Genomic DNA, 14813 nt, shown 5'->3' with positions numbered 1-14813 from the left:
CGGGATGGCGGCTCGGTCCGGCCTCACGCTCCACGCGACGACCGTGGCGACCGGGGGCCGGGGCCTTGTTATTCTTGGGCCCGGCGGCTCCGGAAAGTCCGCCCTCGCGCTGCAGCTGATGGCCTGCGGCGCGGCGCTCGTGGCCGATGACACGACCCGTCTCGAGGCCACGACGGAAGGACTCCTTGCCACCGCCGCCCCGGCCACGCGGGGGCTGATCGAGGCGCGCGGCGTGGGCATCCTGCGCGCGCCGACCGCGCCGGGCGCGACCGTGGAGCTGGCGGTCGATCTCGGCGAGACCGAGACCGAACGCCTGCCGCCGCAAAGGACGATAAGCTTTCTCGGACGAGAGGTCCCCTTGATCCTGCGGTCAAACGCCCCCCATTTTGCAGCTGCAGTATGGCAGTGCCTGAAGGCGGGACGACACGCATGACATCGGTTCCCGAAACCGGAGAGGAGACGCGGCTGGTGCTCGTCACCGGGCCGTCCGGCGCGGGCCGGTCGACCTGTATTCAGGCGCTGGAGGATCTGGGCTACGAGGTGATCGACAACATGCCGATCAGCCTCGCCCCGAGGGTGGTGGAGGGGCCGCCCCTCGGCCGGCCTCTTGCGCTGGGCCTCGACGTGCGCAACCGCGACTTCAGCGTCGATGCGCTGAAGGAGCTGATCGAGGGGCTGTCGGGCCATGCCGGCCTCGGCGTGCTGCTGCTCTATCTGGATGCGGACGAGGACACGCTGGTCCGGCGCTATGCCGAGACCCGGCGCCGCCATCCGCTCAGCCCGACCGAGGCGCCGCTGACCGGGATCCGGCGCGAACGGGACCTGCTGCAGCCGATCCGCGCCCGGGCGGACGTGCTGATCGACACCGGCCCCCTGAGCCCGCACCAGCTCCGGGAGGAGGTGGGCCGCTGGTTCGCCACCGACGCGAGCGCGGGCCTCGTCGTGTCGGTCACCTCGTTCTCCTACCGGCGCGGCCTGCCGCGCGGGCTCGACATGGTGTTCGACACGCGGTTCCTGAAGAATCCGCACTGGGACGCTGCGCTGCGCCCGTTGAGCGGGCTCGACCCCTGCGTCGTCTCCCATGTGCACGGCGATCCCCGGTACGGCCCCTTCTTCGACCGCGTGCGCGACCTGGTGCAGTCGCTGCTCCCCGCCTTCCGGCAGGAGGGCAAGAGCCATCTGAGCATCGGCTTCGGCTGCACCGGCGGGCAACACCGCTCCGTGACGCTGACCGAGCATCTGGCGGCGGCGCTTGCGGAGGCGGGAGAGCGGGTGTCTATTCGGCACAGGGAGCTGGAGCGGCGCGCGGATCTTGCGGTGCCGCAGGACCGGCAGAGGGGAGCCCCGGTTCCATGATCGGAGTCGTGATCGTGGCCCATGGCGGACTGGCGAGAGAGTATCTCTCGGCGGTCGAACATGTCGTGGGTCCGCAGAAGGGCATCCTGGCCATCTCGATCCAGCCCGACGACGACCGCACGGCGAAGCAGTCCGAGATCTGCGCCGCGGCCAATGCTGTGGATACGGGCGGCGGCGTGGTGGTGGTCACCGACATGTTCGGCGGCTCGCCCTCGAACCTGTCGCTGCGCGCCTGTTCCGTCGGCGACCGCCGCATCCTCTACGGGGCCAACCTGCCGATGCTGATCAAGCTCGCCAAGTCGCGCCACCGCTCCGTCCCCGATGCCGTGGCCGCGGCCCTCGCCGCGGGTCGGAAGTATATTGACAGCCTCGTGATCGACGGCGATGTGAGCGCGCCATGAGCCAGACCATCCTGCGCCGCCTCCGGATCGTGAACATCAAGGGACTGCATGCGCGGGCTTCCGCCAAGCTCGCCGAGGTCGTCGAGGCGCATGATGCCGAGGCCATCGTCCGCCGGGACGGGGAGGAGGCGTCGGGCGACAGCATCATGGGGCTTTTGATGTTGGCAGCCTCCATGGGAACCATTATTGAGGTCGAGACCCGCGGACCGGAGGCGGAATCGCTGGCCGATGCCATCGAGACCTTGGTGGCCGACCGGTTCGGCGAAGGCGATTGAGGGCGCCTCGCACCGATGCCTCTGTGGGGGATGGATCGAGGGGACCGACCGGTTTGACTGATGCGACCAGCCGAAACACGGCCGCGCCGGGGGCGCTGCTGGGGCCGCGCGCGCCGAGGGTCTACGACCGCCGGTCGCTGACCTATTCGGAGACCTTCGACAGCGGGCTGAAGCGGACCACGATCAAGGCGATCGAATGGATGACCGGCAAGGTGGAGATCATCCGCCGCGTCCGCCGCTTCGAGCGCGAGGGCATCGCCTACGGGCAGTCGTTCTGGCCCGCGACGATGAAGATCATGGGCATCGACATCCAGACCCCGCCCGAGCAGCTGGAGCGGATCCCGTCGGAGGGGCCGGTGGTGCTGGTGGCGAACCATCCGCACGGGCTGGTGGACGGGATGGTTCTGGCGGACCTGATCGGGCGGCGGCGGAGCGACTACAAGATCCTGACGCGTTCGCTGCTGACGGGGCTCGACGAGAGCGCGGCGTCCTACATGATCCCGGTGCCCTTTCCGCACGAGCCCGACGCGCAGCAGAAGATGATCGAGATGCGCGCGGCGGCGATGGATCACCTGGGCAAGGGCGGGCTGATCGCGCTCTTTCCGAGCGGCGTCGTCGCCACGTCGCGCACCGCCTTTGGGCCGGTGGAGGAGGCGGAGTGGAACGTCTTCACCGCCAAGATGATCCGCCGGTCGGGGGCGCAGGTGGTGCCGTGCTTCTTTCCCGGGGCGAACAGCCGGGCCTATCAGATCGCGAACCGGATTTCTCCGACGCTGCGGCAGGGGCTGCTCATTCACGAGATCGTCCATGCCTTCGACAAGCCCCAGGCGCCGGTGATCGGTCATGCCATCGGGGCGGAGGAATGCATGGCGCGGAGCGAGGAGCCGCGCAAGTTCATCGCTTGGCTGAGGGAGCGGACGCTGGCGCTGAAACAGGGGGCGGGCTGAGCGTTTCACGATGTAACGCGCAGCAAGCCTATCAAATATCTCGGAAAAATGGTTAACGGCTCGGCGAGGGGCAGACCGCGTCAGCGCGTGGGCACGGGTTCGTCGCCGGTGTAGTCGTAGAAGCCGCGCCGGGTCTTGCGGCCGAGCCAGCCCGCCTCGACGTATTTCACGAGAAGCGGGCAGGGGCGGTATTTCGTGTCGGCAAGCCCGTCGTGCAGCACGTTCATGATCGCAAGGCAGGTGTCGAGGCCGATGAAATCCGCCAGTTCCAGCGGGCCCATGGGATGGTTTGCCCCGAGCTTCAGCGCGCGGTCGATGGAGGCCACGTTGCCCACGCCCTCGTAGAGCGTGTAGATCGCCTCGTTGATCATCGGGATCAGGATGCGGTTCACGATGAAGGCGGGGAAATCCTCGGAGCTGGACGCGGTCTTGCCGATCTTCTCGACGAGTTCGTGAAGCGTGGCATAGGTCTCGGGCGAGGTCGCGATGCCGCGGATCAGCTCCACCAGCTGCATCACCGGCACGGGGTTCATGAAATGGACGCCCATGAACCGTTCGGGCCGGTCGGTGCGCGAGGCGAGGCGGGTGATGGAGATCGACGAGGTGTTCGACGCGAGGATCGTGTCGGGCCCGAGATGGGGGCCGAGATCCTCGAAGATCGCCTGCTTGACGGTCTCGCGTTCGGTGGCGGCCTCGATGATCAGGTCGGACGGGCCGAGATCGGCGAGTGTCATGGTGGTGCGGATACGCGCCAGGGCGGCGTCCCGGTCGTCCCCGTTCACCTTGCCGCGGGAAACCTGTCGCTCGAGGTTCTTCTCGATCGTGGCGCGGGCGGCGTCGAGCGCCTCGGCGCTGACATCGGTCAGGAGCACGTCGTAGCCCGCGAGCGCGAAGACATGGGCGATACCGTTGCCCATCTGCCCGGCGCCCACCACGCCCACGGTCCTGATCTGCATGCCGCCTCTCCCGGAGCCCGCTGTCGCGGCGACCTTAGGGGCCAATGCCGCACCGCCGCAAGAGCGGGACGTCCCTAAAGATTGTCTCGACCCCGCGCTTTAACGAAGCGGCAAGACCTCCGCGGCAAACACGAGTCCGAAAGGGGACATGAGTGTGACACAGGTGGATCGACGCGTGCGGGCAGGGGGCGGGCTGGATTACCAGCTCGGAAGCTACGGCATCTCGCGGCTCCGGTTCCGCGGACCCCGGTCGGCCCTGGACCGGGGTCAGGTGGCCTTCGTCGGGGGCACGGAGACCTTCGGGAAGTTCATCGAGCGGCCGTTTCCGGCGCTGGTGGCGGAGCGGACGGGCATGGCCTGCATCAACTTCGGCATCGTCAACGCGGGGCTCGACGCGCATCTGGGCGACAGCGCGGTGATGGCGGCCTGCCACGATGCCGCGCTGACCGTGATCGAGGTGACGGGAGCGCATAACCTGACGAACCGGCTCTACCGCGTGCACCCGCGCCGCAACGACCGGTTCGTGCGCGCCTCCCCGCGGCTGCGGGAGCTCTACCCGGAGGTGGATTTCGCCGATTTCGCCTTTACCCGGCACATGCTGGCGGTCCTGCGCGCCACCTGCGCGGCGCGATTCGAGGTGGTGCGGGCGGAAGCGCAGCGGGTCTGGGTGCACCGGATGCGTGAGTTCGCCCGGGAGCTGCCGGTGCAGCCCCTCGTCCTGTGGTTCGCCGACCGTCCGCCCGGCGCGGCGGAGGAAGTCCATGGCGCCGAGCCGCTCTTCGTCACCCGGGCCATGCTGGAGGAGATCCGCCCGGCGGTCCGCGGCATCCTCGAGATCTGCCCCACCCCGGAGATCAGGGCCCGCGGCCGCGACCGGATGGTCCACGCCCCCGGGGAGGCCATGGCGGCGGCGATGATGCTCGGCCCCGGCGCCCACGAGGCGGCGGCGGCGGCGCTGGCGGCGGAGCTCGGGCATCTCCTGCGGGGGGACCTGGCGGAGCGCCTGCGGCGCGCCTGATGCGCTTGCCCCGCCCGGGGGGCGGCGCAAGCGGGGGGCGCTGCCCCCCACCTGCGAAAGCCGGGGCTTTCGCAGGACCCCCCCGGGATACTTCCGGCCAGAAAAGCGGGGCGGGGCGGGCTGGACCGGGGGCGCGTCCAAGGGGGAGGCGATGGCCCCGCCGGGCCTTCGCGATGCCGTCAGCCGAGTTTCTCGGTGAGTTCGGGGATCGCCTCGAAGAGGTCGGCGACGAGGCCGTAGTCGGCGACCTGGAAGATCGGCGCCTCCTCGTCCTTGTTGATCGCCACGATCACCTTCGAGTCCTTCATGCCCGCCAGGTGCTGGATCGCGCCCGAGATGCCCACGGCGATGTAGAGATCGGGGGCGACGACCTTGCCGGTCTGGCCGACCTGCCAGTCGTTCGGGGCATAGCCCGAATCGACGGCGGCGCGGGAGGCGCCCACGGCGGCGCCGAGCTTGTCGGCGAGGGTCTCGATGATCCGGAACTGTTCCTCGGAGCCGAGGCCGCGGCCGCCCGAGACGACGATGCCGGCGGAGGTCAGCTCGGGCCGGTCGCTGGCGGCGACCTTGTCCTCGACCCATTCCGAGAGGCCCGGGGCGGCGGGGGCGGCGATCTCCTCCACCGGGGCCTCGGCGCCGGGGGCGGCCGCCTCGAAGGAGGAGGTGCGGATGGTGAAGACCTTGGTGGCGTCGGAGGAGGTCACAGTCTGGACGGCGTTGCCGGCGTAGATCGGGCGGTCGAAGGTCTCGGCGTCGTGGATGCCGGAGATGTCGGAGATCACCATGACGTCGAGCAGGGCCGCGACGCGGGGCAGGATGTTCTTGGCGTCGGTCGTGGCGGGGGCGCAGATGTGGCTGTAGCCCTCCGCGAGCGAGACGATCAGCTCGGCCGTGGCCTCGGCGAGGCGGTGGTCGAGGCTGGCGCCCTCGGCCTTGAGGACCTTCGCGGGGCCGAGCCTCGCGGCCGCCGCGGCGGCCTCGGAGACGGAGCCGCCGGCGCAGAGGATGTGGACCTCTCCGAGCGCGGCGGCTGCGGAGAGGGCCTTGCCGGTGGCATCGGCGTTCAGCGTGCCGTCGGTGATCTCGGCGAGCAGCAGGACGGTCATGACACGGCTCCGGTTTCCTTGAGTTTCGCCACGAGCTCGTCCACCGAGCCGACCATCTCGCCGGCCTGGCGGGTCGGCGGCTCCACCGTCTTCAGCACGGTGAGGCGGGGGGTGATGTCGACCCCGTAATCGGCGGGGGTCTTTTCCTCGAGGGGCTTCTTCTTGGCCTTCATGATGTTCGGCAGCGAGGCGTAGCGCGGCTCGTTCAGGCGCAGGTCGACGCTGACGATGGCCGGAAGGGTGACCCGGATGGTCTGGAGGCCGCCGTCGACCTCGCGGGTGACGGTGGCGCGCCCGTCCGAGACGGCGATCTCGCTGGCGAAGGTGGCCTGGGACCAGCCGAGGAGGGCGGCGAGCATCTGGCCGGTGGCGTTCATGTCGTTGTCGATGGCCTGCTTGCCGCAGAGGACGAGGCCCGGCTCCTCCTCGCGGGCGACGGCGGCGAGGATCTTGGCCACGGCGAGGGGTTCGATGTCCTGGTGCACGTCCTCGGCGGCCGTGACGAGGATCGCGCGGTCGGCACCCATGGCCAGCGCGGTGCGCAGGGTCTCCTGGGCCTGTTTCACGCCGATGGAGACGGCCACGACCTCGGTGGCGGTGCCCGCTTCCTTCATGCGGATCGCCTCCTCGACGGCGATCTCGTCGAAGGGGTTCATCGACATCTTGACGTTGGCGAGATCGACACCGGACCCGTCGGCCTTGACCCGGACCTTCACGTTGTAGTCGATCACGCGCTTGACCGGTACGAGGACCTTCATCGCGCTTTGCTCCATGGAATTGCTGTCTTGCGGGGTGTGGTAGCGCGGAGGCGCGGGGCGGGACAGGGCAAAATCGTCACGTTAGCGCTCTCATCCGGCGGTGGTCGCCGGGATCAGCGGTTGGCGCCGGGGATCCAGAGCACGTCGGCGCGGCCGTCGTCGTTGGCGATGCGGGAGGCGACGAAGAACCAGTCCGAGAGGCGGTTGAGATAGGTGACGGCGGCGGGGTTCACCTGCTCCATCGCGGCGAGTTCCACCGTCTTGCGCTCCGCGCGGCGGCAGACGGTGCGGCAGAGATGCAGGTGGCTGGCGAGGGCGGAGCCGCCGGGCAGGACGAAGCTGCGCAGGGGTTCGAGGCGGGCGTTCATGGCGTCGATCTCGCGCTCGAGGCGGGCGGTCTGGCTTTCGGCCATGCGCAGCGGCGGGTAGTCGGCCTCGGCGTCCCTGTCCATGTCGGGGCGGCAGAGATCGGCGCCGAGGTCGAAGAGGTCGTTCTGGATCGCCGAGAGCTGGCCGTCGATCTCGCCCGTCGCGTGGAGGCGGGCCATGCCGAGGGTGGCGTTGAGCTCGTCCACCGTGCCGTAGGCGGTGACGCGCAGGCTGTGCTTGGCCACCCGGGCGCCGTTGCCGAGCGCGGTGTCGCCGGCATCGCCGGTCCTCGTGTAGATCCTCGACAGTACGACCATGGCTCAGCCTCCCCGGCGGACGAGTACGAACAGAAGAATGAGGGCGACCGCGACGGCCTGCCCGATGATGCGCCAGCGCATCAGCTTGTTGGCGGTCTTCGGATCGCCGCCCTTGCCGAAATTGCCGATGCCCATGAGCAGGATCACCGCCACGCCGAGCACGGCGGCGGCGGCGACGAGAAAGAGCGGATCACTGGCCATGGGCGGGTCCTTCGGTCATGTCCCGCCCGACATAGCAGGCGGGGCGGCGGTGCCAAGGCGGAGGCCGATCCCGTGGAGCGCCTGCGGCGCGCTGCCTGCGCCCGTCCCCGCCTGCGGCCGGGACGGGCAGGGGGGCGCTGCCCCCCTGCTGCGGGGAAAGCCGGGGGCTTTCCCCGCACCCCCCGGGATATTTCCGGCCAGAAAAGGCGGAGGCGGGGCGCGCCCGTCCTCCGGCCTGCGCATCGGGGAGGCGGGCGCGGACGGAAGGCGGCGCGCCCGGAGAGGCGGGCGTCAGGCGCGCGACAGGAGGCGGTCGAGAAGCCGCGCGGGCAGCAGGCGACGGAGGGCCATGGCCGCGGTGGTGTTCGGCGTCACGGGATAGCGCGCGGCGGGGCGGCGGGCCTCGAGCGCGCGGACGAGGACGCGGGTCACGGCGGCGGGGGGGTGCTGTGTCTTGCCGGCGGAGCCCTTGTAGAGCTTCTCGAGCAGGCCTGCGCGGTACTCCTCGGCGCGGGCGGAGCTTTCCCAGTCGACCCAGCGTTCGAACTGCCGGATCGCGTTCTCGCGCATCTTGGTGGCGATGGGCCCGGGCTCGATCAGGATGACGTGGATGCCGCTGCCGGCCAGTTCCTGCCGCAGCACGTCGCTGTAGCCTTCGATGGCGAATTTCGTCGCCACGTAGGCTCCGCGCCATTTCACGCCGACGAGGCCCAGAACCGAGGAATTCTGCACGATGCGCCCGTATCCCTGGGCGCGCATGACCGGGATGGCGCGGCGCGTGAGGTCGTGCCAGCCGATCACGTTGGCCTCGAGCTGCGCGCGCAGACCCGCGGAGGGGATGTCCTCTAGCGGGCCGGGGAGGGCATGGGCGCCGTTGTTGAAGAGCGCGTCGAGACGGCCGCCGGTGATCCCGAGCGCCTCCTCGAACCCCTCGGCGATGCTGGCCTCGTCGGCGTAGTCGAGGCGCACGGTCTTCAGTCCGTCGCCGCGCAGGCGGTCCACGTCGGCGGCGGAGCGGGCGGAGGCAACGACGCCCCAGCCAAGGCGCGAGAGTTTCAGCGCGGCGTCGCGGCCGATGCCGCTAGAGCAGCCGGTGATCAGGATCGTCCGGGTCATGGCCCCTCATGGCAAGGGGCCGCGGCGGCGTCCAGCCTTGGCGTGGCCGGAGCGGTCAGAGACCGTCGAGGAGATACTCCGCCATCCAGCCCTCCTCGCCGCTCGAGAGCCGGATCATCGCCCAGCCGCCGCGGAGTTCCACGAGGTCGACCTCGGTGCCGCGGGGCAGGGTCGCGAGCACCTCGAAATCGGTCCCGGGTCCGGTGCGGACATTCACGAGGCTGCCGTTGACGGAGACGACGCCCTCGGGCGCGGGCGCGGGCGCGGCCTGGGCGGCGCGGACGGCGGTCTCGATCGCCACGGCCTCTGCGAGCGCGTCGGCGGCGGAGGTCCAGCGGACGGCGCCGTCATCGCCGGGCGCGGAGCCGTCCGGGGGCGTCAGGAACCGGGCCTGGGTCACGCCGGCGGGCTGCGGCCCGGCGGGCCCGGACGGTCCGGCAGGGGAGGCGGGCCGGGGCGAGATCAGCGGCAGGCTCGCCGCGCGGGTGACGGCGGGTGCCGGCTCCGTCGCCTCCGCGGCGGGCAGGGGGTCGGGCGCGGGGACCGTCGCCGCGATCCGGTCGGCGCCGGGCCGGGTCTCGGGCACGAAATCGGCGCCTCCGGACATCTCCCAGAAGGTCCACGCCAGAAGGGCGAAGGTCAGCAGTATGAAGCGTTTCACGGTTCGGTCCCCCCAGGATCGCTGCCGGATACGGTATTTCTGCCCTGACGTTAACAGATGATCCGGCGATTCTTGAGGGCCAAAGCGACTTTTTCGGGCGGTTGTTCCTCGGGCTCCGCAGGGGGGCCAGACCTTGTGCCGCGGCGCCCCGGGACCGCTAGACCGGCCCGGCCCGCTTGTGTAAGGCGGGGGGCATGGCGGATATTCCCGATCCGGACGACACCCCCCGCGACATCGCCGAGCCGCTGCGCCGCGCGATCGGCGAGCGCTATCTGACCTATGCGCTCTCGACGATCATGCACCGCGCGCTGCCCGATGCGCGGGACGGGCTGAAGCCCGTCCATCGGCGGATTCTCTATGCGATGCGGGAGCTCAGGCTGTCGCCCGGCGGGGGCTTCCGCAAGTCCGCCAAGATCGCGGGCGACGTGATGGGCAATTACCACCCCCACGGGGATGCCGCGATCTACGACGCCATGGCGCGGCTCGCGCAGGATTTCGCCGTGCGCTATCCGCTCGTGGACGGGCAGGGCAATTTCGGCAACATCGACGGGGACAACCCGGCGGCCTCGCGCTACACCGAGGCGCGGCTGACGGCGCTCGCCGAGGCGCTGCTCGACGGGCTCGACGAGGATGCCGTCGATTTCCGGGACAATTACGACGGCACGCTGCGCGAGCCCGTGGTGCTGCCCGCCGCGGTGCCGAACCTGCTGGCGAACGGCTCGAGCGGGATCGCGGTGGGGATGGCCACCAACATCCCGCCGCACAACATCGACGAGCTGGTCGGCGCCTGCCTGCATCTGATCAAGGCGCCCGACGCGCGGGACGAGACGCTGCTGACCTATGTGCCGGGCCCCGATTTCCCCACGGGCGGCGTGATCGTGGAGCCGAAGGAGAGCATCGCCGAGGCCTATCGCACCGGGCGGGGGGGCTTTCGCCTGCGCTGCCGGTGGGAGCAGGAGGACCTCGGCAAGGGGACGTGGCAGATCGTCGTGACCGAGATCCCCTACCAGGTGCAGAAGTCGAAGCTGATCGAGAAGCTCGCCGAGGTGATCCAGCTGAAGAAGGTGCCTCTGCTGGCGGACGTGCGGGACGAGAGCGCGGACGACGTGCGGATCGTGCTGGAGCCGCGGTCGCGCAACGTGGACCCCGAGATGCTGATGGGGATGCTCTATCGCAACTCGGATCTCGAGGTGCGCTTCGCGCTCAATCTCAACGTGCTGATCGACGGGGTCACGCCCAAGGTCTGCTCGCTGAAGGAGGTGCTGCGGGCGTTTCTCGACCACCGGCGGGACGTGCTGCAGCGGCGCGCGCGACACCGGCTGCGGAAGATCGACCACCGGCTGGAGGTGGTGGACGGGCTGATCACCGCCTTCCTGAACCTCGACCGGGTGATCGACATCATCCGCTACGACGACGCGCCGAAACAGGCGCTGATGTACGAGGACTGGTCGAGGGCGCACCAGGCCGGGATCGCACGCGCGACGGACGAGGGGGATTACGCCTCGCCGCTCGAGGGGGTCGACGTGGCGGCGCTGGCGCTGGTCACCGATGCCGAGGCGGTGGCGCCCGGGGAGATCGCGGAGGAGGCGCCGCAGGGCGTGCCGCAGCGGTTCGACGGGCGCGAGAACGGGCTGTCGGACGTGCAGGCCGATGCGATCCTCAACATGCGCCTGCGCAGCCTCAGGCGGCTCGAGGAGCTGGAGCTCGTGGCGGAGAGGGACGCGCTGATGAAGGAGCGCGCGGAGCTGGTCGACCTTCTGGAGGACGAGGGTCTGCAGTGGGGCCGGATCGCCGGGGAGCTGCGCGAGGTCCGCGCGAAGTTCGGCGCGAAGGTCGAGGGCGGTCAGCGGCGCACCGGTTTCGCCGAGGCCGAGGAGGTGGCGGAGGTGCCGCTCGACGCGATGATCGACCGCGAGCCGGTGACCATCGTCTGCAGCCAGATGGGCTGGATCCGCGCCATGACCGGTCATCTGCCCGCCCAGAGGGAGCTGCGCTACAAGGACGGCGACGGGCCGAGGCACCGCTTTCACGCGGAGACGACGGACCGGCTGCTGCTTCTGGGCTCGAACGGGCGGGTCTACACGCTGCAGGCGAGCCAGCTTCCCGGCGGGCGCGGGATGGGCGAGCCGGTGCGGCTGATGATCGACATGCCCAACGAGGTGGAGATCGTGGCGCTCTTCGCGCATCGGCCGGGGGGCAAGCGGCTCATCGCGTCGAGCGCGGGCGACGGCTTCGTCGTGGCAGAGGAGGAGATGCTGGCGCAGACAAGGGCGGGCAAGCAGGTGCTGAACGTCAGGGCGCCGGCGGTGGCGAAGGTGTGCCGCGCGCTCGAGGGCGATCATGTCGCCGTGGTGGGCGAGAACCGCAAGCTGCTGGTCTTTCCGGTGGCGGAACTGCCGGAGATGGGCAAGGGCAAGGGCGTGCGCCTGCAGAAGTACAAGGACGGCGGCCTCAGCGACGCAACCACCTTCCGCTATGCCGCAGGGCTCTCGTGGCAGGACCCGGCGGGGCGGACCCGCACCGTGGCCCCGCCCGAGCTCGACGAATGGCGCGGGGCGCGGGCGGGGTCGGGCCGCATGGCGCCGCGCGGCTTTCCCCGCGAGAACCGGTTCGATGGCTGAGGCCGCCGGGCCGATGCCCGCCTTCGGCTGACGGCGCGATGCGGGAGGGTGGTCCGGAGCCCGACGGCAAGCCGCCCGCCTCTCCCTGGCCCGGGGGTGGCGGCGGGGCCGACGGCAGGCCCGGACCGGCAGACCCCGGGGAGACCGGCGCGGAGGCGGGGGCTTCGGCGGGCGGTGCCGGGGCAGACGGACAGGGGGCGGCGCCCGAGGCCCGCTCCTCCACCTGGCCCGGCGGAGCGACGCGCGACAGCGCGCCGCCGCCTCCCCCGACGCCGGACCCCGTGCAGCATGTCGCCCCGCCCGATGCCGACACGCTCGACGTGGCCTGCGTGGCCACGCGCGCACCGCTCTTCCGCCTCGCCCTGAGGACGGGCGCGCTGACGGTGCTGACCCTCGGCGTCTACCGGTTCTGGATGAAGACCCGGCTCCGGCGCTGGTACTGGTCCTCGGTCAGACCGGGCGGCCTGCCGATGGAATACGTCGGCGAGCCCCTGGAGAAGCTGCTGGGGTTCCTGACGGCGGTCGTGGTCCTCGCCTTCTACATCGGCGTGGTGAACCTCGCGCTGATGTTCCTGTCGCTGTCGCTCCTCGAAGGCTCGGCGCCGGCGCTCCTGCTCTCGCTGGTCGGCGTGATCCCGATCTGGTTCTACGCCACCTACCGCGCGCGGCGCTACAGGCTCGCCCGGACCCGCTGGCGCGGCCTGCGGTTCGGGCTGGAGCCGGGGGCCTGGGGCTATGCCGCCCGCGCGCTGGGGCATTGGGCGGCGACGATCCTGACCCTTGGTGTGCTCTGGCCGCGGATGACCTTCGGCCTCGAGAAGTTCGTGACCGACCGCACCCGCTTCGGCGACACCGCGCTGCATCAGGGCGGCGAGTGGCGGATGCTCTGGCCCGCCTTCGTCCATGCGGCGGGGGGCGGGTACCTGTCGCTCGCGGTGGGGCTGGTGGCGACCGGGGAGCCCGGGATGATCTGGATGCTCCTCGGGACGGTGCCCTGGTTCCTCTACGGGCTCGTCCATTACTCGGTGGAGAGCAAGCGGCTGATGACGGAGGCGAAGACCGCCGGGCCGCTGGGCCTCGTCTCCCGCGCGGACCCGCGGCGCGTGCTGCGCATCTACCTCTTCGGCGGGATCGCGGCACTGGTTGCGCTGATCCTGCCGCTGGCCGCGCTGGGGATGGCGCTGGTGGCGGTGGAGATGAGCCTCGAGGAGGCGGGGGAGCTGCCGACCGCGGTGCTCGCGGCCGGGGGGCTCGCGCTTTACATCGCCGTCGCGCTGATCTGGTCGGTTCTGCGTCATGTCTTCCTGATCATGCCGGTCTGGCGGCATTACGCCGAGACGCTGACGGTGACCGGGGCGGAGTCGCTCGGGACGATGCGTCAGCGCGACAGGGATGCGGCGCTGCAGGCCGAGGGTTTCGCCGAGGCGCTCGATATCGGGGGGGCGATGTGAGCGCGCGGACGCGGATCAACGTGGGCGCGGCGCCATCGGTGTTCCGTGCCACGGCGGTCTGGCTCGACGGGGAGAGCGCGGCGCTCCGGCCGGTGGAGCTGCGGCTCGACGACGAGGGCCGCGCGCTGGTGATCGGGGCCACGGGCGTGCGCTGGGCCTACGACCGGCTGCGGGCGTTGCCGGACCTCGCGGGCGGGGACCAGATGGTGCTGCGCTCCGCCGACGATCCGGTGGCGCGGGTGATCGTCAGCCGGGCGGAGGACGCGCGGGTGATCGCGACGCGGGCCACCGCCCTGGCGCGCGTGCCGCGCGCCACGGGGCTGGGGCGGATCTCGGCGGCGGCGGTGGCGGCGGTGGTCTCGGTCCTTCTGATCGTGTTCCTCCTCGTGCCGGCGCTGGCGGACCGGCTCGCCGGGTTCCTGCCGCCGGAGGGCGAGCGCGCGCTGGGCGAGGCGACCTTCGGGCAGATCCGCACGGCGCTGGCCGACGAGATGGGCATGCCGCTCGCGCTCTGCGACGCGCCCGAAGGGCGGGCGGCGCTCGACCGGATCGGGGCGCGGCTGACGGCGGTCGCCGATCTGCCGGTGCCGCTGACGTTGGAGGTGCTGGACGACGACATGGTCAACGCCTTCGCCCTGCCGGGGGGCTATGTCGTCTTCTTCGACGGGCTGATCCGGGAGGCCGCGCGGCCCGAGGAGGTCGCCGCGGTCTTTGCCCACGAGATGGGGCATGTGGCGGCGCGCGACCCCACGCGGATCGCGCTGCGCTCTGCGGGCTCGCTGGGGGTGCTGGGGCTGCTCTTCGGGGATTTCGCCGGGGGGGCGCTGGTGCTCTTGCTGACGAACCAGCTGATCGCCGCCGATTACACCCGCGAGGCGGAGGCGGCGGCGGATGCCTATGCCCACGACCTGCTGCTGAGGGCGGACCTGCCGCCCGACGCCATCGCCACGCTCTTCGAGAGGCTGGCGGCGGAGGAGGGGGAACCTTCGGATTTCGAGCAGCATTTCCTGTCGCATCCCGCCATTGGCGACCGCATCGCCGCGGCGCGCGCGGCGATGCCCGACGATGCCGCCTTCGAGCCGCTGCTGACCGACGAGGAGTGGGCGGCGTTGCAGGGCATCTGCGCGGAGTGACGGCCTTGCCTCGGGCGCTTGATTTTCCCTTGGCGCGGCAATACAGGGGCGCGCGTTGCATGACGGGTGGTGGGGCAAAACCTCACCCTACCCATAATCCGTAGGGTGGGGTTTCACCCCACCGACC

At 71.0% G+C, this 14813-nt stretch carries 16 protein-coding genes; 9 read left to right on the top strand and 7 right to left on the bottom strand.

What is annotated here, in order from left to right:
• The first annotated feature begins 4 nt into the window (after positions 1 to 4).
• The 5 genes from EAT49_RS10235 to EAT49_RS10215 are packed head-to-tail and all read left to right on the top strand — an operon-like array spanning position 5 to position 2979.
• Positions 5 to 433, top strand: a complete 429-nt coding sequence (locus EAT49_RS10235) for an HPr kinase/phosphorylase (protein WP_123642212.1) — start codon at positions 5 to 7, stop codon at positions 431 to 433.
• Entirely contained in the window at positions 430 to 1356 is a 927-nt protein-coding gene (rapZ, locus tag EAT49_RS10230) for an RNase adapter RapZ (RefSeq protein ID WP_123642211.1), read from the top strand. Before EAT49_RS10235 ends, rapZ begins: the two co-directional genes overlap by 4 nt.
• Complete coding sequence (locus tag EAT49_RS10225) at positions 1353 to 1757, top strand: PTS sugar transporter subunit IIA (RefSeq protein WP_123642210.1); 405 nt, start codon at positions 1353 to 1355, stop codon at positions 1755 to 1757. The genes rapZ and EAT49_RS10225 overlap by 4 nt, the downstream gene beginning before the upstream one ends.
• A complete protein-coding gene (locus EAT49_RS10220; protein WP_123642209.1) occupies positions 1754 to 2032 on the top strand; it encodes an HPr family phosphocarrier protein in 279 nt (92 codons plus the stop codon). The genes EAT49_RS10225 and EAT49_RS10220 overlap by 4 nt, the downstream gene beginning before the upstream one ends.
• A 53-nt stretch (positions 2033 to 2085) precedes the next feature.
• A complete protein-coding gene (locus tag EAT49_RS10215; RefSeq protein ID WP_185020721.1) occupies positions 2086 to 2979 on the top strand; it encodes a lysophospholipid acyltransferase family protein in 894 nt (297 codons plus the stop codon).
• A gap of 80 nt (positions 2980 to 3059) precedes the next feature.
• On the opposite strand, the gene EAT49_RS10210 is transcribed toward EAT49_RS10215, so the two are convergent.
• Entirely contained in the window at positions 3060 to 3935 is an 876-nt protein-coding gene (locus EAT49_RS10210; protein WP_123642208.1) for a 3-hydroxybutyryl-CoA dehydrogenase, read from the bottom strand.
• Between the two features lie 148 nt (positions 3936 to 4083).
• Between EAT49_RS10210 and EAT49_RS10205 the strand changes: the two genes are divergently transcribed.
• Positions 4084 to 4953, top strand: coding sequence for a DUF6473 family protein (locus EAT49_RS10205; RefSeq protein WP_185020720.1), 870 nt, complete (start codon positions 4084 to 4086; stop codon positions 4951 to 4953).
• A 179-nt stretch (positions 4954 to 5132) separates the two neighbouring features.
• Here EAT49_RS10205 and EAT49_RS10200 read toward each other — a convergent pair whose 3' ends face one another.
• The 6 genes from EAT49_RS10200 to EAT49_RS10175 all read right to left on the bottom strand — a co-directional run bounded on the left by EAT49_RS10200 (position 5133) and on the right by EAT49_RS10175 (position 9481).
• Positions 5133 to 6059: an electron transfer flavoprotein subunit alpha/FixB family protein gene (locus EAT49_RS10200; protein WP_123642207.1), complete on the bottom strand. Its 927-nt coding sequence runs from the start codon at positions 6057 to 6059 to the stop codon at positions 5133 to 5135.
• On the bottom strand, positions 6056 to 6817 hold the full coding sequence (locus tag EAT49_RS10195; RefSeq protein ID WP_123642206.1) for an electron transfer flavoprotein subunit beta/FixA family protein: 762 nt from the start codon (positions 6815 to 6817) through the stop codon (positions 6056 to 6058). Before EAT49_RS10195 ends, EAT49_RS10200 begins: the two co-directional genes overlap by 4 nt.
• A 113-nt stretch (positions 6818 to 6930) precedes the next feature.
• Positions 6931 to 7503 carry a cob(I)yrinic acid a,c-diamide adenosyltransferase gene (locus EAT49_RS10190; protein WP_123642205.1) on the bottom strand — a complete coding sequence of 191 codons (573 nt, stop codon included), beginning with the start codon at positions 7501 to 7503 and terminating at the stop codon, positions 6931 to 6933.
• Positions 7504 to 7506: 3 nt separating this feature from the next.
• Positions 7507 to 7704, bottom strand: coding sequence for a twin transmembrane helix small protein (locus EAT49_RS10185; protein WP_123642204.1), 198 nt, complete (start codon positions 7702 to 7704; stop codon positions 7507 to 7509).
• 291 nt (positions 7705 to 7995) lie between these two features.
• On the bottom strand, positions 7996 to 8820 hold the full coding sequence (locus EAT49_RS10180) for an SDR family NAD(P)-dependent oxidoreductase (RefSeq protein ID WP_123642203.1): 825 nt from the start codon (positions 8818 to 8820) through the stop codon (positions 7996 to 7998).
• A gap of 55 nt (positions 8821 to 8875) precedes the next feature.
• Positions 8876 to 9481 (bottom strand): SH3 domain-containing protein, encoded by a 606-nt coding sequence (locus tag EAT49_RS10175; protein ID WP_123642202.1) that lies wholly within the window; start codon positions 9479 to 9481, stop codon positions 8876 to 8878.
• Between the two features lie 194 nt (positions 9482 to 9675).
• On the opposite strand from EAT49_RS10175, the gene EAT49_RS10170 reads away from it, so the two are divergent.
• Genes EAT49_RS10170 through EAT49_RS10160 form a run of 3 tightly spaced genes read left to right on the top strand, consistent with a single transcriptional unit; the run spans position 9676 to position 14686 of the window.
• Positions 9676 to 12102 carry a DNA topoisomerase IV subunit A gene (locus EAT49_RS10170; RefSeq protein ID WP_123642201.1) on the top strand — a complete coding sequence of 809 codons (2427 nt, stop codon included), beginning with the start codon at positions 9676 to 9678 and terminating at the stop codon, positions 12100 to 12102.
• Between the two features lie 38 nt (positions 12103 to 12140).
• The gene (locus EAT49_RS10165) at positions 12141 to 13553 is read left to right on the top strand and encodes a DUF898 family protein (RefSeq protein ID WP_123642200.1); all 1413 of its coding nucleotides are present in this window, start codon (positions 12141 to 12143) and stop codon (positions 13551 to 13553) included.
• Positions 13550 to 14686, top strand: a complete 1137-nt coding sequence (locus EAT49_RS10160; protein WP_123642199.1) for a M48 family metallopeptidase — start codon at positions 13550 to 13552, stop codon at positions 14684 to 14686. Before EAT49_RS10165 ends, EAT49_RS10160 begins: the two co-directional genes overlap by 4 nt.
• Positions 14687 to 14813 lie beyond the last annotated feature (127 nt).

Source organism: Histidinibacterium lentulum, assembly GCF_003789055.1.
Lineage (GTDB): Bacteria > Pseudomonadota > Alphaproteobacteria > Rhodobacterales > Rhodobacteraceae > Oceanicola > Oceanicola lentulus.
Note: the sequence above shows the minus strand (reverse complement) of the source record. Positions and strands in the feature narration are given on the sequence as shown.